This window comes from Methylobacterium sp. CCH5-D2 (assembly GCF_001556475.1).
In the GTDB taxonomy this organism is placed as follows: domain Bacteria; phylum Pseudomonadota; class Alphaproteobacteria; order Rhizobiales; family Beijerinckiaceae; genus Methylobacterium; species Methylobacterium hispanicum.
Map to the genome: position 1 here is coordinate 1 of NZ_LSIX01000960.1, position 22,134 is coordinate 22,134.

Sequence of the window (22,134 nt, forward strand, 5' to 3'; positions counted from 1 at the left end):
GGCTACCGCCGCAAGGTTCGGGCGAACGCGCGCCGTCTGTCGAAGCGGCGCTGAGCCCGGCGCCGGGCGCGCTGCTGCGGCGCACAAGCCGTTAACCGACGCTTAACCCTGCCCTCCCATCGTCCCCGTGGGGAAGATCAGGAGAGCACCGCATGGAGACGATCACCGAGCAGCATGTGCGCGAGCGCGCCTACTACATCTGGGAGGGCGAAGGCCGGATCCACGGTCGCGCCGAGGCCCACTGGCTGCGCGCCGAGGCCGAGCTGACCCGTCCGGTCGCCGCCGCGGCCGAAGCGCCGAAGGCCGCCCGGAAGAGCCGCGCGAAGGCTGCCGCACCCGCCGTCGAGATCGCCGCAACGCCGGTCGCGGCCAAGGCCCGGAAGCCCGCCGCCCGCAAGACCGCCGACGCGGCCGCCAAGGTCGATGCGAAGCCGGCCGCGAAGGCCGCCAAGCCGGTGGCGAAGGCGGTCGCCAAGACGGTCGCCAAGACGGTCGCGAAGACATCCGCCGTGCCGGCCGGCATCGCGGCCAAGAAGGCGGCGAGGCCGGCCGCGATCGCCCTGCACTGAACCCGCAGCGCGTCCGCGGTCACGGACCATCCGGAGCCCGTCCCGCGAGGGGCGGGCTCCTGCCGTTTCGGGGAACGCGGCCGAACCTCGGCCGTTGACCTCGCAGCCCGCGCGAAGGAGCGTTCCGTGAAGATCCCCCCGGCCCGCCGCCTCCCCATCTTCCCGCGCTGATACCGGCCATGGCGCGCGCGGTTATCTTCGACATCGACGGGACGCTGCTCGACAGCGTCGATCTGCACGCCGAGGCGTGGGTCGCGGCCTTCCGTCATTTCGGCATCGACGCCGATTTCGCCGTGGTGCGCGGCCAGATCGGCAAGGGCGGCGACGAACTGATGCCGGTCTTCGTGCCCCGCGAGCGCCTCGCGCGCGAGGGCGAGGCGATCGAGACCTACCGGTCCGACCTGTTCAAGCGCGACTACCTGACCCGCGTGAAGCCCTTCCCGGGCGTGCGCGCCCTGTTCGAGCGCGCGCGCGCCGAGGGGCTCACGATCGCGCTCGGCTCCTCGGGCAAGCGGGACGAGGTGGAGCACTACCAGAAGATTCTGGGCATCGCCGACCTCGTCGACGTCGCAACAAGTTCCGACGACGCGGACCGCTCGAAGCCGCACCCCGACATCTTCGAGGCGGCGCTGGAGCGCCTCGGCGGCATCCCGAAGTCGCGCGTCCTGGCCGTCGGCGACACGCCCTACGACGCCGAGGCCGCGGGCAAGGCGGGCATCGGCACGATCGGCGTGCTCTGCGGCGGTTTTCCCGAGGCGGATCTGGCCGCAGCGGGCTGCCGCGCCATCTACCGCGATCCCCAGGACATCCTCGACGGGTTTGATGCCTCACCGCTCGCCCGCGGGCACGGTCGTCCGGATTGAGCCACGGGCTGCGACCGCACCCCAATCCCCCATACCCGGTGCGCTACCGCACATGCTGCGCGGGCTTATGCACGGCCGCGTTGACGTGCCGGCTACCGAATCCCGTTGCGGGGGCTGGTCACGGTCGAGCGAAAGGCGTATCGCGCCGCCCGCGGTTCAGAATCATTCGAGACGAGCGCGTATCATGCCTCAATCGGTCGCCGGCGTTCAGGTCCGGTCCGTGTCCGAGAAGTCCCTCGCCCAGCTCGTGAGCGAGGCGGTCCAGAGCCACGCCACCCCGATCAGCCAGCTGCTGCGGCTGATGTGGCAGGTCGATGCCGAGCCGGGCGCCAACGAGAACCTGCGGGCGCAGCTGCGCGCCCGTATCGGAGCGCCCCTGCGGGCCTGACCCACGCCCGTCGCGCGCATCCCTTCCGGCCGGCCTCGCTCAGCGGGGCCGTCCGCTTTTCAGCCCCGCCCTGCCTCGGCATCCGCGCGGGCGAGTTCCCGCCACGCAAGCACCAGCCGCTCGATCGCGGCGAGGTCGTCCCCGCCGAGGCGCCCGAGCGTGCGGCGGACATAGGCTTCCTGCGCGGCGATGCCCCGGGCGGCGAGGTCCGCGCCCGCCGGGGTGAGGTGCAGGGCGTGCGAGCGCCGGTCCCCCGGGATCGGCCTGCGCTCCACGAGCCCGGCCTCGACCAAGCGGTCGATCAGCCCCGAGACGTTGCCCTTCGTCACGTAGAGCCGGGCCGCCAGATCCTGCTGGGTCAGCCCCTCGCGCTCGCTGAGCGTCGAGAGCACGTCGAATTGCGGGATCGACAGTCCGATGCCGCGCAGCTCCGCCGCGACGGCGGCCGTGACCCGCCGGTTGAGGCGGATGAAGCGGAACCAGACCCGGAGCAGGTCGGGGCGTTGCGGATTCGGCTCTGGCTGCGGACGCGACATCGTGGCTCGACCCTATAACAGAGGGAAGCGGGGGTAGCATCCGCCGACCGCTTCAACCCATCGTTCACGCGCTGGCGCGGGGGCCGGGCCCCCGGTAAGACCGGGCTCCCGCCCGCGGCCGCGCCGCCGGGATCGCCGAGGTCGTCCGAGAGCCATGCGCCGCCCGATCGTCGAGGAGCCCGTCACCCGCGCCGGTCCGCTGGCGCGCCGGCTCGCCCTGTTCTCGATCCTGGTGACCGCGCTGGCCCTGATCCTGGTGCGCGATCCGCGCACCGAGACCGGTCCGGCGCTCGCCACGCTCGGGGCCGGGATCGCGGTGGCGCTCGTCGCCGTGCTGACGGCAGGCTTCGCCTTCGTGCGGGTCTGGCGGGAGGGCGCGCGGGGGCTGGGCGCGGCGGTGGCCGGGCTGTTCCTGGCCGGCCTCGTGCTGGCCTATCCGGCCTACGCGGCCCTGCGGGGCCTCCGGCTTCCGGCGCTCAACGACATCAGCACCGACATCGAGAACCCGCCGGCCTTCTCGCGCTCGCGCACGGCCTTCGCGGCGCGGGACGGACGCTACCCGCCCGAGCCAGGCCCGGAGGCGCGCGAGCGCCAGCGCGCCGCCTACCCGCAGGTCGCGCCGCTGACCCTCGACGTCGATGCCGACGAAGCTTTCGAGCTGGCCCGCAAGGCGGCGGTGAACCGGCGCTGGCAGATCGTGGAGGCGATCCGCCCGGGCGGGCGCGTCGGCAACGGCCGGATCGAGGCGGTCTCGCGCGGCCTGCTGCTCAACCTGCCCGACGACGTGACCGTGCGGGTGCGGCCCCGCGCGGACGGGGCGCGCATCGACGTCCGCTCGGCCTCGCGCCTCGGGGGGCGCGACCTCGGCGTCAACGCGGACCGGATCCGCGCCTATCTGGACGAGGTCTCGAACCTCGCGCTCGCCTTGAAATAAGCTTCACGCCGGCCCGTAGCGCCCGTCGATCCGCGCCGGGCCGTCGCTCCGCACCTGCCCGCGCTCGACCAGATCCTCCAAGTGGGCGAAGACCGAGAGCATCGCCGCGCCGGTCAGGCGCGGGTTCAGCCCTTGGTAGATCGCCGCGACGATCGCCGCGATATCCGCGTCGCCCGCCGCGATCCGCGCCCGGATCGCCGCCTCGCGCTGGCGCCGGTGGTTGGCGAGCCCCCGCACGAAGCGGCGCGGGTCGCGCACCGGCCCGCCATGGCCCGGCCAGTACACGGTCTCGTCCCGGGCGCGCAGCTTGTCGAGCGAGGCCATGTAGGCGCGCATCGAGCCGTCCGGCGGCGCGACCACGCTCGTCGACCAGGCCATGACGTGGTCGCCCGAGAACAGCGCGTTCTCCTCCGCCAGGGCGAAGGCGAGATGGTTCATGGTGTGGCCCGGCGTCTCGACCGCCTCCAGAGTCCAGCCGGGCCCGGAGACCCGCTCGCCCTCGGCGAGTTCCCGGTCGGGCCGGTGCTCGCGGTCGGCGCTGGCGTCGAGCATCGGCACCTCGCCGGCTCCCAGCGCCCGCGCGGCCCGGTGCGGTCCGCAGCCGACGACCGGCGCGCCCGTTCGGCCCTGCAACGTCCGGGCCCCCGGAGAGTGATCGCGGTGGGTGTGCGTGACGACGATCTGCGCCACCGTCTCGCCCGCGAGCCCCGAGAGCAGGCGGTCGAGATGGTCCGCATCCTCGGGGCCAGGATCGATCACCGCCACAGCGCCGCGTCCGACGACGTAGGTGCAGGTGCCGCTCGCGGTGAAGGGGGACGCGTTAGGCACCACGAGCCGGCGCACCAGGGGCGTCAGCGTCTCGAAGCGGCCCGCGACCGGCAGGGCCGTCTCGAAATCCGGCCCATCCGCCATCGACCGCTCCACTCGTCGCCTCGAGAACGGCCCACGCCTACGCCATCGCGTGCGGCGTGTCAGCGCCCCCGGCTGAGGGGGTCGTCAGCGCCCGTAGTGCGAGGGCTGCACGATCCGCAGGGGCACGAAGCCGCCTGCGGCGCGCTCCGGCAACAGGAAACCGCCCGCGGAGGCGACCCGCACCACCGCTTCGCGCTCGGCCGCGCGCAGCACCTGCCGGAAGCTGCGCTCGCGCGCCTCGCGCTGGAGCGCGCCGACCCGACCCTCGATCTGGCGGCGGGCGCCCCCCGAGATCCGGGCGGTGCGGTAATCGACGAGGGCGAGGCTGCCGGCAACCGGCACCGCCACGCGGGCCGACGCGCGGGTCGCCACCGCGTCACCGGCGCGCAGGGTCGGGTCCCGCGCGACCGAGAGGATCGCGCGCGCATCCGCCGCCCCCTCCGCCGCGGCCCCTTCGGCCGCCTGGCAGGAGCAATCCGCGACGCGGCGCTGGCGATAGACGTTCGCGAGCGCCGCGGCGCGGTAGGGCTGGCCCTGCAGGCTGACCGCCTGATCGAGTTCGGCCGCGCCCGCCGCCAGGGTGTAGAGGCTGGTGCGCGCCCCCGGGCAGGCCGCCGCGCAGGCGGCCTCGTGCGCCGGCAGGTCGGCGCGGGCGCGCAGGTTGCCGAGGGGGAAGAGGTAGCCGTCGCACATCCGCACGCAGACGGTGCGGCGCCCGGCCGCCGAATCCGCCACCGCGCGCGGGATGCGGGTGCTGTTGCGGGCGGCGTCGCGGCGGACCGCCGCGCGACGCACGCGCCAGTGCGTGGTCAGAGCGGGGCCGGGGCGGGTCGCCGGGATCAGGCGGCGACGGGGCGGCGCCCCGGCGTCGGGCAGGGCGACGTAGCGGGCGGCCTGCCGCGGCGCCGGCTCGGGCCGGGCAGGGGGGCCGCGGAAGAGCGCTTCCAAGAAAGCGAAGGGGTTCTGGCTGTCGGAGGCGTGGCCGACGCCCACCGCCACCGTGACGCCGCCGAGCCCGAGCACGAGGCCGGCCAGCAGCGACCCGATCAGCCGCCGCCGCGGCCCGCCGGCCGAAAGCCCTCGCCAAACCCGCGCGTCCACGCCCATGCCGCCCCCCCCGGATCGGGCGTACCGGCCCGCGCGCAGGCACGATGGCCGCGACCGCTTCACCGATGCCGAATGCCCGAAGGAAACCAAGCCTTAACGGTCGGACCGGAGCAAGTGTGGCGGACAACGGACCGGACCGTGCGCGAAGGCGCGGAGGGCGGGGCGGGACGCCGTCGATAGCGACTCCCGCTCGAAATCGGGACACACCGTTCCGCGCCGGGCCGGAGCGAGAGTCGGGGCGGCGAGGATGCGCCGGATCGGACCTGGGTCCTGCCCCGAAACGGACGGTGGACAAGTCGCGGTTGGGATCGTGAAACTAGCGAAGCCGCCCGTTTCCGGACGGCTTCATGGCCTCGTTCGATCGGGGGATCGAGAGGGGCGTCCCGCGCAGCCGCCTCAGCGGCGCCCGTAGGGCGGGTTCCGACGGATCCGGACCGGAACGAGCTGCGCATGCCGTCGGGGACCCACGAGGTCGAGCAGACGCTCGCTCGCGCGTGCCAGGGCATCTGTGACCGTCTCGGCGAGGCGCGCGGCGAGCGCGGGGGCGTTTCTCATCGCTGGGTCTCTCGACAACTGGTTACGAATGTCTTCGCTCTGTCGAACGCCGCGGACACGTCTGCGTTCCGCCAGCCGTCCGGCTTCGATGGACGACATATGGCGACGACGCCCGCCGGATGCGAGGGCGAACGGGGAGCGGAGCGCACGGTCCGGAGCGGCGCAACGCCGCGTCCTGCCACCCACGAGCCGCTCGCGAGAACGCGATCGAACCGACGGACGATCTCTGCATTTCGAGTGCGGAACCATGGCCGAACCTTGGCGTTTTCATGGTCAGATAGCTGCGAAGCACCGCGGCAGAACTATTCGAAGGACTGGAACAATGCTCGGTTGGGCCGTTACATTTCTCGTCGTGGCCCTCGTGGCCGCTCTGCTCGGCTTCGGCGGCATCGCCGGCACCGCCATGGAAGCCGCGAAGCTCGTCTTCTTCGTCGCGATCGTGCTCTTCGCCATCTCGGCCGTCATCGGCCTGCTGCGGGGTCGCTCGCCGACACTCTGACGCGGAGCCGGGTCGCCTCGCGGCGACCCGGCGAAGGCTCAGGCGCCCCGCCGGCCCAGGCCGGCGCCGGGCGCCTTCACCGTTCAGGATCCTCTGCGGCGCGCGCCTCCCCCGCCTCAAGGCGCGCGATCAGATCACGGAACTGGTCGGGTACGGGCTGCTGCACCACCGCATCGTACATGGCGCGCAGATGTGTCCCGAGCCGGGTGCGGGCAAACTCGTTGAGCGAGCTGTCCGACGGCCGCACACGCTCCGGCGACATCGGAACCGCAGCCTGCTCGGTCGCCGGCGCAGCCTCCTCGACAGCCGGCATACCTTCGGCGTGGACGGCACCGGCCTTCCCGTCGTCATTCATTCACGGCATCCCCTTGGGCCGGGTGAACCCGTGCCCGCCGCATTGTCTTGCGGCTTGACATACGTCATGGCTGCTTCAGCAACGCCAGGACCCAAGTTCGGTTCCGCCGCCCCGGAACGGAGCCGGGCCGCCCGCGTTGGGCGGGAGGCGGCGAGAACATAGCAAGTCACAGGGGATCGAATGTCCACATCGCAACTCGTTGTGCAGCACCTGCCCTACCTGCGGCGCTACGCGCGCGCGCTCACGGGCAGCCAGGTCGCGGGCGACGCCTACGTCGCCGCGACTCTGGAGACGCTGGTCAACGAACCCGAGACCCTCGGGCGCAGCACCAACGTCAAGGCCGACCTGTTCCGGGTCTTCACGCGGATCTGGAACTCGCTCTCGGTCAACGGTCGCCGCGAGCAGGTGCAGCACGACCTGCCGGCGGAGGTGCGCCTCGGTCAGATCACGCCGCTGCCGCGCCAGGCCTTCTTGCTCTCCTGCCTTGAGGGTTTCTCCGAGGAGGACGCCGCGATCATCCTCGACGTGGACGTGGCGCAGGTGCGCGACCTCGTGGACGAGGCCGGTCGCGAGCTCGCCGCCGACATGGCCACCGAGATCCTGATCATCGAGGACGAGCCGCTGATCGCCATGGACCTCGAGGCCCTGGTGGAGGGCCTGGGCCACAACGTGATCGGCGTCGCGCGCACCCGCTCGGAGGCGATCAAGATCGCGGGCGAGGGCGGCAAGCGTCCGGGCCTGATCCTGGCGGACATCCAGCTCGCCGACGGCTCCTCGGGACTCGACGCGGTGAACGACCTCCTGAAGACCTTCGAGGTGCCGGTGATCTTCATCACCGCCTACCCGGAGCGTTTCCTCACCGGCGAGCGGCCGGAGCCGGCCTTCCTCATCGCCAAGCCGTTCCAGCCCGCCAACGTCTCGGCGGTGATCAGCCAAGCCCTGTTCTTCCAGCAGACCGCCCGCCGCCGCGAGGCCAAGACGGCCTGACAGGTACGACGGCCTGATGAGTGAGACGGCCTGATCGGCAAGACGAATCGAATCTGGGGGCGACTCGAGCCCCCCCTACCGAGGAAGCCCCGGCCCGCGCCGGGGCTTTTTTCGTCCAACCGCCGGCGAGGCACAAAAAAAACGGGCCGGAGGTGGCTCCAGCCCGTCTGAGAGGTTCCGGCCGATGCACAAGGGGAATGCGGGGAGGACCAGGTGGCCGGGTCCTCTACGAACGTGCCGCCGGGCCCTGGGTTCCGGCCGAGAGGCGCATTTTATTCCCCAAGCGTGCTTTTTGCGCAACATTCGGAGCCTGTGGACAAGCTGCGTGGGGAGCGGCACCCATGGCCGTTCGAAGGACGAATACTGGGACTCGCCAGGATCTCGGCAGGGTGGAACCGGGACGCGGGAGCACGCGTTCTCTTAACAACCTGTCAAGCTCCCATCGGAGGCGGCGACGATGCTTCGGTCTGGCTTCATTCTGGGCGTGAGTGCACCGGCCGCAATCCTCACCCTGATGGTCCATCCCATGGTCCGCGACACCGCCGACCGCTGGACCGCGCCAGTGGCAGTGACGAGCGCCCAGACACCCGCCGCGCTGCCATCGCCCGCGCCGCTGCCCGGCATGCGCCCGGTCTCCCTGGCGATCAGCCCGACCCGCATCGCCGGCGTCCCGCGCCTCGAGAGCCGCCCCGCCCCGTCCGCGCAGGGCGCCGAGTCGGAGGAGCGGCCCGTTCTCAAGCCCCGGCGGACCATGCGGGAGGGCTGCGAGGCGGCGCTCAGTGCCCTGGTTGGGGCAGAGGCGCGCCGCATGCTCCCGGGCCGCTGCATCTCCTGACGCCCGGGCGATCCGCCGATCGAACCGATACGAGAAAGGCCCCGCGCATGCGGGGCCTTTCTCGTATCGGTTCGACTTTTCGAAAAGAGACGGCGCCCGTCCCCGGCCGGGGAGGGCGCCGCGAGCCGTGCGGCCGACGATCACTCCCCGGCGCGACCCGTGCCGGTGGATTGCCCACCCTTGCGTCCGGCCGACGAGGCCAACTCACGGTCCTGCGAGAAGGAGCGCTTCTCGGCCGGCACGCTACGGCCGCCCTTGCTGGCGATCTCGCGCTGACGCTCGATGTTCATGGACGCAAAACCTCGCTTCGAGGTCGAATTTCCCGATGCCATCAGTCCCTCCTCAGGCTTCGCTTCACTCACTCACAACCTTCGCCAATAACCGATGGTTCCTGTTCCGGTTGGTCGCGGGCCGTTCCGCAACCGGGCCTGTGCTCGCCCGTTGAAGCGAGGACGGCGCCGGGAACAAGCCGGCGCGAAAGCTTGGCCGTAGCCAGAACGGGACAGTAGCAGGATGACGAACCGCGAGATGGCGAAGGGTGCGGTGGAGCACGGCGATGCCGGCCAGCACGCGAACGCGAAGCCCCTCCCGCCGATGCCGGCACCCGAGGACAGCACCACCCCCTCGACCCGCGAGGAGCCGATCGATTCGCCCCAGCCGAACGCCAGCGCCAAGCGCCGGCCGCCGGAGGCCGGCGAGATGGGCCTGACGACGCGGCGCTGAGACTGCGGCCTCACGCGCGCCGGACCCGCCCCGCGCGGGCGAGAAGCAGGACGAGGAGCCCGATCCCCAGGACGGTCGCGACGCCCGCGACCGCCAGGATGCGGCGCACCAGCGGCGTGTAGATGCCCCGCGCCGCGTCGAAGCCGTAGCAGAGCAGGGCGAGCCGGTCGCCCAGGCTGCCGGTCCGGCCCTCGCCGGCCTCGACCAGGGCGAGGCGCAGGTCGCGCCCGTTGAGCGCCAGCGGCGAGAGGATGCGGGCGACGCGGCCCTCCGGTGTGAGCAGGATCGCCGCGGCCGGGTGCGCGATGCTGTCCGTGCCCGGATCCGGTACGTAGCCGTAGCCGAGCGCCCGGGTCAGCGTATCGACCGCGGCGGCGGTGCCGACCAGCGCCCGCGGCCGGACGGGGGACGGCGCAGCACCGAGATCCGCCGCCAGCATGCGGCGCGCCGCCGCGGCGCCGTCCCGCGGGTCGAGCCCGACGAGGACGAAGCCGTAATCGCGCCCGGCCACGAGGCCGGTCGCCTCGAGCGCGGCGGCCGAGAGCGAGAGCATCGGGTCGCAAACGTTGCCGCAGGTGTAATCGACCGGCAGCAGCAGGACCGGGCGCCCGCCCGCGACCGCGGCGAGCGTCACGGCGCGCTCGCCGTCCGCCTCCGTGAAGGCGAGGTCGAGGGGTGCGCGCGCATCCGGCGGCGGCGCGACCGCGACCCGGGCCAGCTCCATCTGCGTCAGCCTCGCGGCGGCCGGGTTCGGCAGGAGCACCTGGAGCGCGCCCGCGAGGGCGGTCGCCCGCATCAGCGCGGTTCGGCCGCGGGTCGATCGTCCCGAACGCATCGCTTCCTCGTCTCGCAGGCCGTGATCCCTGCCGGGCGCGGGGCGCGCCCGCACTGGACAAGTCCCGAACCTTCCGCATGGATGCAGGGCCCGCTTGGTGAGGGCCAGAGCGTTGCCACGGAGCGTTGCCATGACCCTCGACACCGAGGTCTCCTCCCTGCGGCAGGTGCCGCTCTTCCGCGAGGTGGAGCCCGCGCGGCTGAAGCTGCTCGCCTTCACGAGCGAGCGCGTGCATTTCGAGCCGGGACAGCGCTTCTTCACCCGCGGCGACGCGTCGGATGCCGCCTACCTGATCCTGGAGGGCAGCGCCGCGGTCAGCCTCGACGGGCCGGCCGGCCCGATCCGGCTCGCGCTGCTCGGGCCGGACGCACTGGTGGGCGAGATGGGCATCCTGGCCGACCAGCCGCGCTCCGCCACGGTGACGGCCGAGAGCGCCACCACGGCGCTGCGCATCGACCGGGGCGTGTTCCTCGAGCTGCTGGCGCAGTTCCCGCAGATCGGCATCGCGGTCATGCGCGAGTTGGCGCTTCGCCTGGAGCAGACCAACCAAGCGCTCGCGCAGAGCCGGGCCTGAGTCCCCGGCCCTCGTCTCGGTCCTCGTCCCGGTCTCACGGCGCCTCCGCCCGCAGGCGGCGGGCATTGGCGCGGCCGTAGACGCCGTAGAGCCCGAGCCCCAAGACGAGCCAGAGGGCGAGCCGGAGCCATGTGTCGCCGGGCAGGCCCGCCATCAGAACCAGGCAGCAGAGGATGCCGAGCCCCGCGACCAGCGGGGCCGCCGGCACCCGGAAGGGGCGGGGCCGGTCCGGATCCCGTCGGCGCAGCAGCGGCACCGCCGCACAGACCAGGCAGAAGGCGAGCAGCGTCCCGATGCTGACGAGTTCGCCCAGCACCTCGAGCGGCACGAAGGCGGCGACGAGCGCCGTGCCGACCCCGATCAGGCCCTGGCTCCGCGCGGGCGTGCGCCGCACCGGATCGACCCGCGCGAAGGCCGCGGGCAGGAGCCCGTCGCGGGCCATCGCGAAGCAGATCCGGGACTGCCCGTAGAGGGCGGTGAGCGCCGAGGTGGTGAGGCCGACAAGCGCGCCGAGCTTGATCACCAGAGCGAAGCCGCCGAGCCCGGCCGCATCGACCGCGCGGGCGATCGGGTCGGGCACGTCGAGGTCGCGGTAGGGCACGAGGCCCGTGAGCACCGCGGCGACCAGCACGTAGAGCAGGGTGGTCAGCGCCAGCGAGCCGAGCAGCCCCACTGGCGCGTCGCGCTGGGGCCGGCGCGTCTCGCCGACCGCGGTCGAGACCGTCTCGAAGCCGATGAAGGCGAAGAACACCACGCCCGCCCCGCGCAGCACGCCGCTCCAGCCGTACTCGCCGAAACGGCCCGCGTTCTCCGGCACGAAGGGCCGCCACAGCTCGGGCCGCAGATGCGCGAGGCCGACCGCCACGAAGGCCAGGATGATCGCGACCTTCAGCGCCACCAGCGCGGCGTTGGCGGCCGCCGCCTCCCGGGTGCCGCGGATCAGCAGCCAGGACAGGGCCAGCACGATCAGGCCGGCCGGCAGGTTGACGAGCCCGCCCGCCCCGGGCGCGGCGGCGAGCGCCGGGGGGAGGGCGAGGCCGAGGTCGGCGAGCAGGCTCTGGGCGTAGCCCGACCAGCCGACCGCCACCGTGGCGGCCGCGAAGGCGAATTCGAGCACGAGGTCCCAGCCCACGATCCAGGCGCAGAGTTCGCCGAGGCTCGCCCGGGTGTAGGTGTAGGTCGAGCCCGAGGCCGGCATCATCGCGGCGAGCTCCGCGTAGCAGAGGCCGACGAAGGCGCAGGCGATCCCGCCGAGCGCGAAGGAGAGCACCAGAGCCGGCCCCGCATAGGCCGCCGCCGCCGTGCCGGTCAGAACGAAGATCCCCGCCCCGATCGTGGCGCCGAGCCCGATGCAGAGGAGGCTGAACCCCGTGAGGTCGCGGGCGAGGCCGGGCCCTGCGCCGGAATCGTCCTCCGCGGGCGGGACGCGGGCGGCATCCGTGATCGTGCGGTCGTGCATGAGGATTCCTGAATCCCGTCCCGGCCCATCCGGCAACTCCCGCCCGGCAAGTTCCGCGCCCCCCCGGGTCGGGCCCTCGTCCCAGGTCTCGCGAACGTGAGAGCCGGGGCCGGGGCATACCCATTACAAGTCAGCGCAAGACTTCACGGACTCGAGCGGGATCGGGCACCGCTCGTCTTGGTCTCGACGGCTTCCCTGCTGTAGACGAGCCTTGCGCTCGCGCACATGGAATAAACAGCGCTCTCGAACGTGTGGCCTGCACCAACCGAGGGCCGAGGGGCGCCACGGACGCATCAGGGGAAACGCATGGCCTCGTTCTCGGAGAGCGACCGCGGGCGGTCGAAGGTTGCCACGGTGCTGCGCGTCACCAGCGGCAACTTCCTGGAGATGTTCGACTTCTTCCTGTTCGGTTTCTACGCCTCGTACATCTCGAAGGCGTTCTTCCCCGGCGGGAACGAGTACGCCTCCCTGATGCTCACCTTCGCCACCTTCGGCGCGGGTTTCCTGATGCGCCCCCTCGGGGCGATCTTCCTGGGCGCCTATGTCGACCGGATCGGGCGGCGCCAGGGGCTCATCGTCACGCTCACCATCATGGCGGCGGGCACGATCCTGATCGCCTTCGTGCCGGGCTACGAGACGATCGGGCTCGCCGCCCCGGCCCTCGTGCTGATCGGGCGCCTGCTCCAGGGCTTCTCGGCGGGCGTCGAGCTCGGGGGCGTCTCGGTCTACCTCGCCGAGATGGCCACGCCCGGGCACAAGGGCTTCTACGTCTCCTGGCAATCGGGTAGCCAGCAGGTCGCCGTGATGGCCGCCGCCATCATCGGCTACGCGCTCAACCACAGCCTGACGCCCGGCCAGATGGGTGACTGGGGCTGGCGCATCCCCTTCCTCATCGGCTGCGCGATCGTGCCGTTCCTGTTCTACATCCGCCGCTCGCTGGAGGAGACGCAGGAATTCCTCCACCGCAAGGTCCGGCCGAGCACGAGCGAGATCTTCGCCTCGCTTGCCCAGAACTGGAAGATCGTCGTGCTCGGCATGCTGCTGGTCGCGATGACCACGATCTCGTTCTACACGATCACGGTCTACACCCCGACCTTCGGCAAGTCGGTACTGAAGCTCTCCGATACCGACAGCCTGCTGGTCACCTTCTGCACGGCCCTGTCGAACCTGTTCTGGCTGCCGGTGATGGGCGCACTCTCCGACCGGGTCGGCCGCAAGCCCCTGCTGCTCGTCTTCTCAGGCCTGACCCTGCTCACCGCCTACCCGGCGCTGGCCTGGCTCGTCGGCCACGTCTCCTTCGGCAACATGCTGATCGTGCTGCTCTGGCTGTCCTTCCTGTACGGCAGCTACAACGGCGCCATGGTGGTGGCTCTGACCGAGGTGGTGCCGGCCAAGGTCCGCACCGCAGGCTTCTCGCTCGCCTACTCGCTCGCGACCGCCTTCTTCGGCGGCTTCACCCCGCTGGTCTCGACCTGGCTGATCGAGCAGACCGAGAACCGGGCCGCTCCCGGCATCTGGATGGCCTTCGGCGGCGCCTGCGGCTTGGTGGCGACGCTAGCGATCTACCGCGGCGCGGCCGTGCGCGCCCGCGCCGGAACGCTCGCGGCCGACCCGGCGCGCTGAGACCGGCACCGCGGACGCAGGCCTCAGCGCAGGTAGCCGCGCGCCCGCAGGTCGCGCTCGACGGCCTCGTGGACGGGCTGCAGCACGTCGTCGTTCCGGGCCGGCGGCGGTTCGAGGGGTCGCATCGGGGGAAACGCGCGCATCGCGTCCGCGGCCCGGGCGCCCGGATCGCCGTCGCGTGCGCGGCCCACCCCACCCAGGCGCGCGCCGAGGGCGGATGCGATCAACCTGCTCAGCATAGCCCCTCCCGATTCCCGCAGAGGTCAACGCGCCCGGGCCCCGTTCGTTCAGAGGCTGTATCGGCCGGCCGCTTGAGGCGGGTCTCCGGGCGCGGTGGCCGGCCGGCGGGCGGGACTTCCGGGCCGGCGCCTCCCGTGGCACCGTCACAGGCGATTCGCCCGGCCGAGGAGACCGACCGATGAGGCCCGAGCCCCCCGCCACCGCGCCCGCGAAGGGCGGCCTCGTCGCCTACCTGTCGCTCGACGGCGCCCTGAAGGCCGCGGATTTCTACGTGCGCGCCCTCGGTGCCGAGATCGCCGCCGCGATGCCGTCCGACGACCGGGGCCGCACCATGCACGTGCATCTCTACGTCAACGGCACGTCGCTGATGCTGGCCGACGCCTTCCCCGAATACGGCCACGCGCTCGAACCGCCCCGGGCCTTCACGCTGACGCTGATCGTCGAGGACATCGACGCGTGGTGGCGCCGGGCGATCGAGGCCGGCGCCACGCCCGTGAAGGAGCCCGGGGAGATGTTCTGGGGCGACCGCTACGCCCAGTTCCGGGATCCCTTCGGCGTGCTCTGGGCCCTCAACCAGCCGAAGGGCTGACCCGCCGTCCGAGAGACCCCGCGGAGCGAGCCGATGACCGCCGAGACGACCGCTGAGACGTCCACCGAGACGCCCTCCGGGCGCGACCTCGTCCTCAGCCGCCTGATCCCGGCCCCGCCGAACCTGCTCTACCGGGCCTGGACCGAGCCGGACCTGCTGCGGCGCTGGTTCGCCCCCGCGCCGTTCCGGGTCACCGAGGCCGAGATCGACCTCAGGCCCGGCGGCACGACCCGGATCGTGATGGAGGGACCGGACGGCACCGCCTTTCCGAGCGCGGGCGTCTATCTCGAACTCGTCCCGGATGCCCGCATCGTCTTCACCGACGCCTATCTGCGGGCCTGGGAGCCCGCCGCCAAGCCGTTCTTCACCGGCATCGTCACCTTCGAGCCCGAGGCCGGCGGCACGCGCTACACCGCCCGGGCCCGGCACTGGAGCGCGGCCGACCGGGCCGCCCACGAGACCATGGGGTTCCACGAGGGCTGGGGCCGCTGCGCCGACCAGCTCGCGGCGCTCGTCGCCACCCTCTGATGCGAGAGCTGCCGATGCGCGTCGCGACCTGCCTGTGGTTCGAGCGGGAGGCCGAGGCCGCCGCCCGCTTCTACGTCGGCCTGATCGCGGATTCGGCGATCGAGCAGGTCCAGCACGCCCCGGGGCCCTGGCCGGGCGGCGCGCCGGGGGATCCGATCCTCGTGCGCTTCCGCCTCGGCGGCCAGGGCTTCCAGGCCCTGAACGGCGGCAGGCCGGCCGATTACGGCACCGCCGCCTCGATCTCGGTCACCTGCGCGGACCAGCCTGAGATCGACCGGCTCTGGGAGGCGCTGACCGCGGACGGCGGCCGCGAGATCGCCTGCGGCTGGCTCAACGACCGCTGGGGCGTGCCCTGGCAGATCGTTCCCGAGGCCCTGCCGCGCCTCCTCGCCGACCCGGACCCCGCGGTCGCCGCACGGGTCTTCCGGGCGATGCAGGGCATGGTGAAGCTCGATCTCGCCGGGCTGGAGCGCGCCGCGGCGGGCTAGCGGGACGGGCATCGCGACGCGATCGGGTAGAGGACCGCCGCAGCCTCGCCCGGCACATGCGCCCCCGGGCGGTTCCGCGATCCTGAGAACCGGGCGGAGCCGCGCGACGGCCGACGTCCCGTCCCGCCCGGCGACGGCCTCGGAAGACGTCGCTCGCGCCGGGCAGGCCCCCCCGGGACAACCGCTCGGGCAAACCGATTGCCCGTCTCGACCGTTTGGAGGCTGCGCCGGCCGCCGACGCGCGGCAGGGATTTGGCCAGGTGAGGGTAGGTGAATGGATAAGAAGCCGTCCTTTTCCAGACGGGTGACCGAGCATCTTCTGGCGCGCGCCCTGAGCGCTTCCATGTCTCTCAAGGGCATCGAGCACGGGAAGGGATGCCGGGCGGTTCACAGGTTGCCCGACCTGCAGAACGACGGGCGCATGTCGATCGGGCACGACGTCGTCTTCAGGTCGAAGAACGGCCGCGTCTCGATCACCGCCGACCCCGGGGCCGAGGTCAGCATCGGAGCGGCGGCCTACATCAACAGCCTGACCGTCATCCATGCCTGGAGTCGGATCTCCATCGGCAGCTGCTGCCGCATCGGAGAGATGTGCTTCATCTCCGATACGAACTTCCACGAGATCGAGGAAGGGCAGGGCGCCATCGTGAAGCCCGTGACCCTCGGACGAAACGTCTGGCTGGGCCGCGGCGTGGTCGTCCTGCCGGGCGTGACCATAGGCGACCACGCCGTAGTTGGCGCCGGCTCCGTGGTGACGAAGGACGTTCCCGCGCGCGCGCTCGCGACCGGCGTGCCGGCCCAGGTCGTTCGCTCCCTTCGCGCGAGCGATACCTATATCCGGCCGTGACTATCCGGCCGTGACACCCCTCGCGCCGCCCGTCCGGGCCGGCTGCCCGCGCAACGCAGCCAAGATCGCCGCCTCACGCTCGACAGGGCGGACGCATGTCGGGAGCCCTTCGGCTCGCTCAGGAGACCATCGATGACGGTCACGCAAACCGCGGGAAGCCGCCCGACGCGAAAGGTCGGCCTCGTCACCGGATCGCCCGATGTCGGGCGGTGCGGCATTCACGACTACGTCCTGGCCCTGGCCCAATCCCTGCGCGGCACGGGGACGGCCTGTGAGATCATCGATCAGCGCGATTGGTCGCTGACCGGCCTGAATCGGCTCCGGCACAAGGTCCGCCTCTCCGACCCCGACATCGTCCACATCCAATATCCGATGATCGTCGGGTGGCGCAGCCTCGGACCGCACCTGCTCGGATGGCTGTCGAGAAAGCCCCTGGTCCTGACGCTGCACGAATTCACGAGCTTCGACCGCCTGAGGCAGGCGTCCCTGCGCGCCTTCGTCCACAACGCGACCACGATCTGCCTGACGACGGATTACGAGACGGCGCACTTCCTCCGCGCCTTCCCGGGTGCCGCGGCCAAGGTCAGGACCATACCGATCGGGAGCAACATCCCGCGCGCCGACCGGACCGCCCACCTCGATGCGCCGCCCTACACGGTGACGTATTTCGGGCAGATCAAGCCCGGCAAGGGCATCGAGCAGTTCATCGACCTGATCCGCGTGGCCTCGGCGAAGCAGCGCCCCTGGACGTTCCGCATCGCCGGCGCCCCGGTCGGGTGGGCCCCGCACTACATCGAGGACTTGACGAAGGGCTTGTCCGGCTGTCCGGTCGAATGGATCCTGAATCCGAGCGACGCGGACGCCGCGCGCGTCCTGGCGGACTCGCATGTCGCCTACCTGCCCTACCCGGACGGCATCTCCGAGCGCCGGGGCAGCTTCCTGGCGGCCCTCTGCAACGGCGTTCCCGTCGTCACCACCGACGGCCCCGCGCGTCCGCAGGGGATCGACGCGATCGCGCGCCTCGCCCCGGACGCGGAGAGCGCGGATGCGGCCATCGCCGCCCTGCTGCAGGATCGAGACACCTGGGAGCGGCTGAGCTTCGCGGGACAGCGCTACGTCGCCAAGCACGACTGGTCCCGCATCGCGGAGCAGTACCGGGCGGTCTACGACGCCGCCGTGGCGCGCTGAGCGGATCGCCGCGCGGCTTGCCGCCCGCAGGCCGGCCGCGCGGCGCGGATGACGAGGCGGCTGCGCGGACGGGCCGGGTTGCGGGCACGGTCGGGGTCAGGTCCTGCCCCGGCACCCCGGCATCGGCCGAGCGGCTGGCCCCTCAGCCGAGCGGCTGGACCAGCAGCTTGTCGACGCGCCGCCCGTCCATGTCGACCACCTCGAAGCGCCAGCCATGCGCCTCGACGCTGTCGCCCGTGCTCGGGATGCGGCCCAGCCGGAAGATCACGAAGCCCGCGATCGTGTTGAAGTCGTCGCGCTCCGGCTTCTCGGCGAACCCCAGGCGCTCGAAGGCCTCGTCGGCCGGCATCATGCCGTCGATCAGGAAGGAGCCGTCGTCGCGCTCGACCACGTCGGGCTCCTCGCCCGCCTCCGGGATGTCGCCCGCGATCGCCTCCAGGAGGTCGGTCGCCGTGACGATGCCCTCCAGGCTGCCGTACTCGTCCACCACGATCGCCATCTGGACGGGCTTGGCCCGGAAGGTCTCCAGCACGGCGAGCACCGACATCGCCTCGTGCACGACGATCGGCTGGCGCGTCACCGCGTCGATGTCCGGCGGCTGCCCGTCGAGGACGCGGTCGAGCAGGTCCTGCTTGCGCACCACGCCGACGACCTCGTCCACCGTACCGCGGCTGACGACGACCTGCGCGTGGCTGCAATCGCGCAGCGCCCGCAGCACCGCGTCGCGGTCGTCCTCCGCATCGACCCACTCGATCTCGTGGCGGGGCGTCATCACCTCGCGGATGCGCCGGTCGCCCAGCGCGAAGATGCGCTCGACCGCCTCCTGCTGCGCTTCCTGGATCAGCCCGGCCTCCCGGCTCGCCTCGACCAGGAGGTTGAGTTCGGCGGTCGAGTGGTGGCCGCCCTCGCCGTGGCCGGCCTGGAGGCCGCACAGCCGCAGCACGCCGTTGCCGAGCCCGTTCAGGAAGACGATGGCCGGACGGAACACGAACAGGAACAGGGAGAGCGGCCGGATCACCGCGAGCGCCGTGCGCTCGCTGCGCTGAAGCGCGAGGCTCTTCGGGGCGAGCTCGCCCAGCACGATGTGCAGCGCCGTGATGATCACGAAGGAGATCACCACCGCGACGGTGTGAGCGCCCACGCTCGGCAGCACGCCCGGCAGCCAGGCGAGCGCGGGCTCGACGAGGTGGGCGAGGGCCGGCTCGCCGACCCAGCCCAGCGCCAGCGACGAGATGGTGATGCCGAGCTGGGTCGCGGCCAGGTGCGCGTCGAGGTGGTCGGTGGCGGCGAGCAGCGCCTTGGCGTTGACGCGCCCCTCGTTCACCAGCTCGGTCACCCGGCTGCGGCGCACCGCCACCAGGGCGAACTCGGCGGCCACGAAGAAGCCGTTGGCCAGCACCAGCGCGAGCACCGAGAGCAGGCCGAGGGCGGTCGCCCAAGCATCGTCGGAAATCGTCGTCTCCCGCCTTTGGCCCGGCAGCCCTGTGGCCAGCCATTCGGCCAGCCATGCGGGCCGCGCCGGCCTGACCCATCCGGATCTCCCATACCCGCCCCCGGGGATCAGGGCTATCCGAAGCCCGCCCCGATCCGTCCGGAGAACCGATGGATCGACGCGCGATCGGCGCCGCAGGCCGCGGACGCCGCCATCCACGCCGCCGGGCCGCACCCGGCTTGCCTGGGCCGCCCTTACGGCTAAGCTTCGCGCCGACGCCCGGCGCGGCGCCCACCCGGAGCCCCGATTGTCCTCCATCAAGATCAAACCGGCCTGCGACGGCACCTACACGCTCTACCGCGACGGCGACGCCGTCAGCTCGGGCCTCACCCTGCATCAGGCGCAGGAACTCGCCGCGGTGCTGCGCTGCCTCGACCCGGGGGTGTGAGGGCTGCCCGGACCGCGCGCATTCTCCGCGCGGCCGGGAACCGGGCCGGACGGATTGATCTTGTCGTCGGACACGTACAGGATCTCCGGGCAGCGGGTCCGACAAACCCTCGCCCCCCGTCCCTGCTGCGCGTCGCGTCGTGCGTCACCGAACCGCCCCGCAACAGCGACGAGCCCTGCATGGCGATCGAGATCGAGCGCAAGTTCCTCGCGACCCGGGCCGTCCTAGAGCATTGCCGCTTCGGCACCGTCATCGTCCAGGGCTATCTCTACACCGACGCCGAGAACACGGTGCGGGTGCGCCGCATGGGTGCCCGCTACCTGCTCGCCTGGAAGGGGCGGCGCCTGGGCGCGGTCCGCGAGGAGATCGAGTTCGAGCTGCCGGCTGCCGTGGGCGCCGCGCTTCTCACCGCCGTCGATCCGCGCGGGCGGATCGAGAAGGTGCGCTACCGGGTCGAGGACGGCGGCCGCGCCTGGGACGTCGACGTCTTCGCGGGCGCCCTCGACGGGTTGATCCTGGCGGAGGCGGAACTCGCCCGCGCCGACGAGGCCGTGGCCCTGCCGCCCTGGATCGGCGAGGAGGTCACCGCGGACGAGCGCTACCGCAACTCGCGCCTCGCCGCCGGAGCCGTGGTGCCGCAGCGCGCGGCGGCCTAGCCCGCGCGCCCTCCGGGACGGGGCGGCCGGGGCCGCGCCGGATCGCCGTCCCGCCGGGCCGGCCGCCCGGCGATGGATCAAGGGACGGCGTCAGAACGCCTGCCGCAAGATCACGAACAGCGTGCCGGCGAGGAGCATCGCGGCCGGCAGGGTGAGGAGCCACGCGAGCGCGAGGTTGCGCACGGTGGCGAGCTGGAGTCCCGTGCCGTTGGCCGCCATGGTGCCCGCCACGCCCGACGACAGGATGTGGGTGGTCGAGACCGGCAGGCCGTAGCCCTCGGCCAGCCCGATCGTGCCCGCGGCGACGATCTCGGCCGAGGCGCCCTGCGCGTAGGTGAGGTGCTGCTTGCCGATGCGCTCGCCCACCGTGATCACGATGCGCTTCCAGCCGACCATCGTGCCCAGGCCCAGCGCCAGGGCGACGCAGACCTTGACCCAGGCGGGGATGTAGCGCGTGCCGGCGTCGAGCAGGTCGGTGTAGCCCTTCATGACCGTCGCTTCCTCCTCCGGGAAGATTTCGGCCTTCGTCAGCCGGTGGATCGCCTCGGAGGCGAGGTACATGTCGTTGCGCAGGTTCGACGTCGCGGCGGCGGGCACGCGGCGCAGCGCGCCGTAGCCCTCGACCTTCTCGGCGATGTCGTCCGACAGGGTGCCGAGCGCGGCGAAGACCGCCGGCCGGTCCAGTGCCTTCGTCCTCAGCGCCTCGCCGATCGCGGCGCGGGCCGCGCCGGGCTCGGGCCGCTCCGCCCCCGCAGTGCGGGGGGCGAGGATACCGGAGGCGGACCGCGAGGCCTGCACGAAGGCGGGGGTGTCGGCCTCCGTCATGGTGCGGTTCAGGGCGTAGGCGGTCGGCGCCGCCCCGATCAGGATGAGCATGATCAGGCCCATGCCCTTCTGCCCGTCGTTGCCGCCGTGGAAGAACGAGACCAGGGAGCAGGTCAGCACGAGCAGGCCCCGGATCGGGAGCGGGGGCGGCGTGTCGGCCTCCGGAGCCCGGTCGAGCGCGGGGCTGCGCACGACGCGCTTCAGGACGAGCAGCAGCAGGGCCGCCAGCACGAAGCCGCAGACCGGGCTGAAGGCCAGCGCCTTGAGCACCTCCAGGGCGTGGCCCCAATCGATGCCGGAGGTCCCGTCGTGCCCGCCGACGAGCTGGTTGGCGAGGCCGACGCCCAGCACCGAGCCGATCAGGGCGTGGGAGGAGGAGTTCGGCAGGCCGAGGGCCCAGGTGCCGAGGTTCCACACGATGGCGGCGGCGAGCAGCGCGAAGATCATCGCGTAGCCGGGACCCGAGCCGACCCGCAGCACCAGTTCCACCGGCAGCATGACGACGATGGCGTAGGCCACCGCGCCCGAGGAGAGCATCACGCCCAGGAAGTTGAAGGCCCCCGACCAGACCACCGCGACGTTGGGCGGCAGGGCGCGGGTGTAGATCACCGTGGCGACCGCGTTGGCCGTGTCGTGGAAGCCGTTCACGAACTCGAAGCCCAGCGCGATCAGCAGGGCGAGCCCGAGGAGCGCGAAGGCACCGAGGGCGAGCGGCTCCGCGTGCGCGGCGCTCATGTCGGCGATCAGGCTGTAGAGGGCGTAGCCGAGGCCCGCGATCACCGCGAGCAGGATGACGATGCCGTGGGCCGGATGGGTGGCGCGGTCGAGCCCGTGCCCGGACCGCTGCCCCGGGGGACCGGAGGCCGCGGCCGGGCCGCGCAGGATGTCGGACGTGCCGTCGGCCATGGGTCTCATCCGCGCGATAGGATTGTGATCCCAACCCTAGGGGGTGCCGGTGACGATCCGGTGACGGGCTGCCGTCCGCCCCGGTTCGGCGCGGCGGCCTCGCGCCTGATCGAGGCGGGGCCCCGGGCGACGCGGTGCAGCCCGCTTGTCCGGCGCCCGGCGCGCCGGTGGCGGCGCATCCGGCGGCCGCCGACGAAGCCCGGAACGCCGCGCCCCCCGATGCGCGGGAGGGG

The 22,134-nt window shown here is 72.5% G+C and carries 28 protein-coding genes; 17 read left to right on the top strand and 11 right to left on the bottom strand.

What is annotated here, in order from left to right; translation table 11 throughout:
- The first annotated feature begins 152 nt into the window (after nt 1-152).
- The 3 genes from AX737_RS25860 to AX737_RS25870 all read left to right on the top strand — a co-directional run bounded on the left by AX737_RS25860 (nt 153) and on the right by AX737_RS25870 (nt 1,820).
- Entirely contained in the window at nt 153-569 is a 417-nt protein-coding gene (locus tag AX737_RS25860; RefSeq protein ID WP_066926452.1) for a DUF2934 domain-containing protein, read from the top strand.
- A gap of 179 nt (nt 570-748) precedes the next feature.
- The gene (locus AX737_RS25865; RefSeq protein ID WP_066926455.1) at nt 749-1,432 is read left to right on the top strand and encodes an HAD family hydrolase; all 684 of its coding nucleotides are present in this window, start codon (nt 749-751) and stop codon (nt 1,430-1,432) included.
- 184 nt (nt 1,433-1,616) lie between these two features.
- A complete protein-coding gene (locus AX737_RS25870) occupies nt 1,617-1,820 on the top strand; it encodes a hypothetical protein (protein ID WP_066926457.1) in 204 nt (67 codons plus the stop codon).
- 59 nt (nt 1,821-1,879) lie between these two features.
- Here the strand turns inward: AX737_RS25870 and AX737_RS25875 are convergent, their stop codons facing one another.
- Nucleotides 1,880-2,356 carry a MarR family transcriptional regulator gene (locus AX737_RS25875; protein WP_066926459.1) on the bottom strand — a complete coding sequence of 159 codons (477 nt, stop codon included), beginning with the start codon at nt 2,354-2,356 and terminating at the stop codon, nt 1,880-1,882.
- A gap of 154 nt (nt 2,357-2,510) precedes the next feature.
- On the opposite strand from AX737_RS25875, the gene AX737_RS25880 reads away from it, so the two are divergent.
- The gene (locus AX737_RS25880; protein WP_066926461.1) at nt 2,511-3,290 is read left to right on the top strand and encodes a DUF1499 domain-containing protein; all 780 of its coding nucleotides are present in this window, start codon (nt 2,511-2,513) and stop codon (nt 3,288-3,290) included.
- Between the two features lie 3 nt (nt 3,291-3,293).
- On the opposite strand, the gene AX737_RS25885 is transcribed toward AX737_RS25880, so the two are convergent.
- The 3 genes from AX737_RS25885 to AX737_RS33690 form a co-directional block, all read right to left on the bottom strand.
- On the bottom strand, nt 3,294-4,202 hold the full coding sequence (locus tag AX737_RS25885; RefSeq protein ID WP_066926463.1) for an MBL fold metallo-hydrolase: 909 nt from the start codon (nt 4,200-4,202) through the stop codon (nt 3,294-3,296).
- Between the two features lie 84 nt (nt 4,203-4,286).
- Nucleotides 4,287-5,303, bottom strand: a complete 1,017-nt coding sequence (locus AX737_RS25890) for a DUF2865 domain-containing protein (RefSeq protein WP_197430722.1) — start codon at nt 5,301-5,303, stop codon at nt 4,287-4,289.
- A 402-nt stretch (nt 5,304-5,705) separates the two neighbouring features.
- A complete protein-coding gene (locus AX737_RS33690) occupies nt 5,706-5,864 on the bottom strand; it encodes a hypothetical protein (protein ID WP_156453965.1) in 159 nt (52 codons plus the stop codon).
- 322 nt (nt 5,865-6,186) lie between these two features.
- Here AX737_RS33690 and AX737_RS32610 point away from each other — a divergent pair, with 322 nt between their 5' ends.
- Nucleotides 6,187-6,363, top strand: coding sequence for a DUF1328 domain-containing protein (locus AX737_RS32610; RefSeq protein WP_082773302.1), 177 nt, complete (start codon nt 6,187-6,189; stop codon nt 6,361-6,363).
- Between the two features lie 76 nt (nt 6,364-6,439).
- Here the strand turns inward: AX737_RS32610 and AX737_RS25895 are convergent, their stop codons facing one another.
- Nucleotides 6,440-6,718 (bottom strand): NepR family anti-sigma factor, encoded by a 279-nt coding sequence (locus tag AX737_RS25895; protein ID WP_238231423.1) that lies wholly within the window; start codon nt 6,716-6,718, stop codon nt 6,440-6,442.
- A 180-nt stretch (nt 6,719-6,898) separates the two neighbouring features.
- On the opposite strand from AX737_RS25895, the gene AX737_RS25900 reads away from it, so the two are divergent.
- Both AX737_RS25900 and AX737_RS25905 read left to right on the top strand, forming a co-directional pair.
- The gene (locus tag AX737_RS25900) at nt 6,899-7,705 is read left to right on the top strand and encodes a response regulator (protein ID WP_066926467.1); all 807 of its coding nucleotides are present in this window, start codon (nt 6,899-6,901) and stop codon (nt 7,703-7,705) included.
- A 457-nt stretch (nt 7,706-8,162) separates the two neighbouring features.
- Nucleotides 8,163-8,540: a hypothetical protein gene (locus AX737_RS25905; protein WP_066926469.1), complete on the top strand. Its 378-nt coding sequence runs from the start codon at nt 8,163-8,165 to the stop codon at nt 8,538-8,540.
- 140 nt (nt 8,541-8,680) lie between these two features.
- Here the strand turns inward: AX737_RS25905 and AX737_RS25910 are convergent, their stop codons facing one another.
- Nucleotides 8,681-8,872 carry a KGG domain-containing protein gene (locus tag AX737_RS25910; RefSeq protein ID WP_066926471.1) on the bottom strand — a complete coding sequence of 64 codons (192 nt, stop codon included), beginning with the start codon at nt 8,870-8,872 and terminating at the stop codon, nt 8,681-8,683.
- A 181-nt stretch (nt 8,873-9,053) separates the two neighbouring features.
- Between AX737_RS25910 and AX737_RS25915 the strand changes: the two genes are divergently transcribed.
- Nucleotides 9,054-9,263 carry a hypothetical protein gene (locus AX737_RS25915; protein WP_066926473.1) on the top strand — a complete coding sequence of 70 codons (210 nt, stop codon included), beginning with the start codon at nt 9,054-9,056 and terminating at the stop codon, nt 9,261-9,263.
- Nucleotides 9,264-9,273: 10 nt separating this feature from the next.
- Here AX737_RS25915 and AX737_RS25920 read toward each other — a convergent pair whose 3' ends face one another.
- The gene (locus AX737_RS25920; RefSeq protein WP_066926476.1) at nt 9,274-10,059 is read right to left on the bottom strand and encodes an SCO family protein; all 786 of its coding nucleotides are present in this window, start codon (nt 10,057-10,059) and stop codon (nt 9,274-9,276) included.
- A 169-nt stretch (nt 10,060-10,228) separates the two neighbouring features.
- On the opposite strand from AX737_RS25920, the gene AX737_RS25925 reads away from it, so the two are divergent.
- Nucleotides 10,229-10,672 carry a Crp/Fnr family transcriptional regulator gene (locus AX737_RS25925; protein ID WP_066926478.1) on the top strand — a complete coding sequence of 148 codons (444 nt, stop codon included), beginning with the start codon at nt 10,229-10,231 and terminating at the stop codon, nt 10,670-10,672.
- A gap of 34 nt (nt 10,673-10,706) precedes the next feature.
- On the opposite strand, the gene AX737_RS25930 is transcribed toward AX737_RS25925, so the two are convergent.
- Nucleotides 10,707-12,131: an amino acid permease gene (locus AX737_RS25930; protein ID WP_066926480.1), complete on the bottom strand. Its 1,425-nt coding sequence runs from the start codon at nt 12,129-12,131 to the stop codon at nt 10,707-10,709.
- A gap of 306 nt (nt 12,132-12,437) precedes the next feature.
- On the opposite strand from AX737_RS25930, the gene AX737_RS25935 reads away from it, so the two are divergent.
- Nucleotides 12,438-13,754, top strand: coding sequence for an MFS transporter (locus AX737_RS25935; RefSeq protein ID WP_066926482.1), 1,317 nt, complete (start codon nt 12,438-12,440; stop codon nt 13,752-13,754).
- Nucleotides 13,755-13,777: 23 nt separating this feature from the next.
- Here AX737_RS25935 and AX737_RS25940 read toward each other — a convergent pair whose 3' ends face one another.
- The gene (locus tag AX737_RS25940; RefSeq protein WP_066926484.1) at nt 13,778-13,993 is read right to left on the bottom strand and encodes a hypothetical protein; all 216 of its coding nucleotides are present in this window, start codon (nt 13,991-13,993) and stop codon (nt 13,778-13,780) included.
- 179 nt (nt 13,994-14,172) lie between these two features.
- On the opposite strand from AX737_RS25940, the gene AX737_RS25945 reads away from it, so the two are divergent.
- From AX737_RS25945 to AX737_RS25965, 5 genes are all read left to right on the top strand, one after another.
- Complete coding sequence (locus AX737_RS25945; RefSeq protein WP_066926486.1) at nt 14,173-14,583, top strand: VOC family protein; 411 nt, start codon at nt 14,173-14,175, stop codon at nt 14,581-14,583.
- A gap of 33 nt (nt 14,584-14,616) precedes the next feature.
- Entirely contained in the window at nt 14,617-15,111 is a 495-nt protein-coding gene (locus tag AX737_RS25950) for an SRPBCC family protein (protein WP_066926488.1), read from the top strand.
- Nucleotides 15,112-15,125: 14 nt separating this feature from the next.
- Entirely contained in the window at nt 15,126-15,599 is a 474-nt protein-coding gene (locus AX737_RS25955; protein WP_066926490.1) for a VOC family protein, read from the top strand.
- Nucleotides 15,600-15,942: 343 nt separating this feature from the next.
- The gene (locus AX737_RS25960; protein ID WP_238231430.1) at nt 15,943-16,446 is read left to right on the top strand and encodes an acyltransferase; all 504 of its coding nucleotides are present in this window, start codon (nt 15,943-15,945) and stop codon (nt 16,444-16,446) included.
- 132 nt (nt 16,447-16,578) lie between these two features.
- Nucleotides 16,579-17,634: a glycosyltransferase family 4 protein gene (locus tag AX737_RS25965; RefSeq protein ID WP_066926494.1), complete on the top strand. Its 1,056-nt coding sequence runs from the start codon at nt 16,579-16,581 to the stop codon at nt 17,632-17,634.
- A gap of 142 nt (nt 17,635-17,776) precedes the next feature.
- Here AX737_RS25965 and AX737_RS25970 read toward each other — a convergent pair whose 3' ends face one another.
- A complete protein-coding gene (locus tag AX737_RS25970; RefSeq protein ID WP_238231432.1) occupies nt 17,777-19,045 on the bottom strand; it encodes a hemolysin family protein in 1,269 nt (422 codons plus the stop codon).
- A 328-nt stretch (nt 19,046-19,373) separates the two neighbouring features.
- On the opposite strand from AX737_RS25970, the gene AX737_RS34895 reads away from it, so the two are divergent.
- Nucleotides 19,374-19,514, top strand: coding sequence for a hypothetical protein (locus tag AX737_RS34895; protein WP_197430723.1), 141 nt, complete (start codon nt 19,374-19,376; stop codon nt 19,512-19,514).
- Nucleotides 19,515-19,693: 179 nt separating this feature from the next.
- On the top strand, nt 19,694-20,170 hold the full coding sequence (locus AX737_RS25975; RefSeq protein WP_066926496.1) for a CYTH domain-containing protein: 477 nt from the start codon (nt 19,694-19,696) through the stop codon (nt 20,168-20,170).
- A 90-nt stretch (nt 20,171-20,260) separates the two neighbouring features.
- Here the strand turns inward: AX737_RS25975 and AX737_RS25980 are convergent, their stop codons facing one another.
- A complete protein-coding gene (locus tag AX737_RS25980) occupies nt 20,261-21,901 on the bottom strand; it encodes an inorganic phosphate transporter (protein ID WP_066926498.1) in 1,641 nt (546 codons plus the stop codon).
- Nucleotides 21,902-22,134 lie beyond the last annotated feature (233 nt).

What these genes read in the sequence shown, in the direction of transcription:
- AX737_RS25860 (WP_066926452.1), top strand. Translation starts at nt 153, where the DNA reads ATGGAGACGATCACCGAGCAGCATGTGCGCGAGCGCGCCTACTACATC.
- AX737_RS25865 (WP_066926455.1), top strand. Translation starts at nt 749, where the DNA reads ATGGCGCGCGCGGTTATCTTCGACATCGACGGGACGCTGCTCGACAGC.
- AX737_RS25870 (WP_066926457.1), top strand. Translation starts at nt 1,617, where the DNA reads ATGCCTCAATCGGTCGCCGGCGTTCAGGTCCGGTCCGTGTCCGAGAAG.
- AX737_RS25875 (WP_066926459.1), bottom strand. Translation starts at nt 2,356, where the DNA reads ATGTCGCGTCCGCAGCCAGAGCCGAATCCGCAACGCCCCGACCTGCTC.
- AX737_RS25880 (WP_066926461.1), top strand. Translation starts at nt 2,511, where the DNA reads ATGCGCCGCCCGATCGTCGAGGAGCCCGTCACCCGCGCCGGTCCGCTG.
- AX737_RS25885 (WP_066926463.1), bottom strand. Translation starts at nt 4,202, where the DNA reads ATGGCGGATGGGCCGGATTTCGAGACGGCCCTGCCGGTCGCGGGCCGC.
- AX737_RS33690 (WP_156453965.1), bottom strand. Translation starts at nt 5,864, where the DNA reads ATGAGAAACGCCCCCGCGCTCGCCGCGCGCCTCGCCGAGACGGTCACA.
- AX737_RS32610 (WP_082773302.1), top strand. Translation starts at nt 6,187, where the DNA reads ATGCTCGGTTGGGCCGTTACATTTCTCGTCGTGGCCCTCGTGGCCGCT.
- AX737_RS25895 (WP_238231423.1), bottom strand. Translation starts at nt 6,718, where the DNA reads ATGAATGACGACGGGAAGGCCGGTGCCGTCCACGCCGAAGGTATGCCG.
- AX737_RS25900 (WP_066926467.1), top strand. Translation starts at nt 6,899, where the DNA reads ATGTCCACATCGCAACTCGTTGTGCAGCACCTGCCCTACCTGCGGCGC.
- AX737_RS25905 (WP_066926469.1), top strand. Translation starts at nt 8,163, where the DNA reads ATGCTTCGGTCTGGCTTCATTCTGGGCGTGAGTGCACCGGCCGCAATC.
- AX737_RS25910 (WP_066926471.1), bottom strand. Translation starts at nt 8,872, where the DNA reads ATGGCATCGGGAAATTCGACCTCGAAGCGAGGTTTTGCGTCCATGAAC.
- AX737_RS25915 (WP_066926473.1), top strand. Translation starts at nt 9,054, where the DNA reads ATGACGAACCGCGAGATGGCGAAGGGTGCGGTGGAGCACGGCGATGCC.
- AX737_RS25920 (WP_066926476.1), bottom strand. Translation starts at nt 10,059, where the DNA reads ATGCGGGCGACCGCCCTCGCGGGCGCGCTCCAGGTGCTCCTGCCGAAC.
- AX737_RS25925 (WP_066926478.1), top strand. Translation starts at nt 10,229, where the DNA reads ATGACCCTCGACACCGAGGTCTCCTCCCTGCGGCAGGTGCCGCTCTTC.
- AX737_RS25930 (WP_066926480.1), bottom strand. Translation starts at nt 12,131, where the DNA reads ATGCACGACCGCACGATCACGGATGCCGCCCGCGTCCCGCCCGCGGAG.
- AX737_RS25935 (WP_066926482.1), top strand. Translation starts at nt 12,438, where the DNA reads ATGGCCTCGTTCTCGGAGAGCGACCGCGGGCGGTCGAAGGTTGCCACG.
- AX737_RS25940 (WP_066926484.1), bottom strand. Translation starts at nt 13,993, where the DNA reads ATGCTGAGCAGGTTGATCGCATCCGCCCTCGGCGCGCGCCTGGGTGGG.
- AX737_RS25945 (WP_066926486.1), top strand. Translation starts at nt 14,173, where the DNA reads ATGAGGCCCGAGCCCCCCGCCACCGCGCCCGCGAAGGGCGGCCTCGTC.
- AX737_RS25950 (WP_066926488.1), top strand. Translation starts at nt 14,617, where the DNA reads ATGACCGCCGAGACGACCGCTGAGACGTCCACCGAGACGCCCTCCGGG.
- AX737_RS25955 (WP_066926490.1), top strand. Translation starts at nt 15,126, where the DNA reads ATGCGCGTCGCGACCTGCCTGTGGTTCGAGCGGGAGGCCGAGGCCGCC.
- AX737_RS25960 (WP_238231430.1), top strand. Translation starts at nt 15,943, where the DNA reads ATGTCTCTCAAGGGCATCGAGCACGGGAAGGGATGCCGGGCGGTTCAC.
- AX737_RS25965 (WP_066926494.1), top strand. Translation starts at nt 16,579, where the DNA reads ATGACGGTCACGCAAACCGCGGGAAGCCGCCCGACGCGAAAGGTCGGC.
- AX737_RS25975 (WP_066926496.1), top strand. Translation starts at nt 19,694, where the DNA reads ATGGCGATCGAGATCGAGCGCAAGTTCCTCGCGACCCGGGCCGTCCTA.
- AX737_RS25980 (WP_066926498.1), bottom strand. Translation starts at nt 21,901, where the DNA reads ATGGCCGACGGCACGTCCGACATCCTGCGCGGCCCGGCCGCGGCCTCC.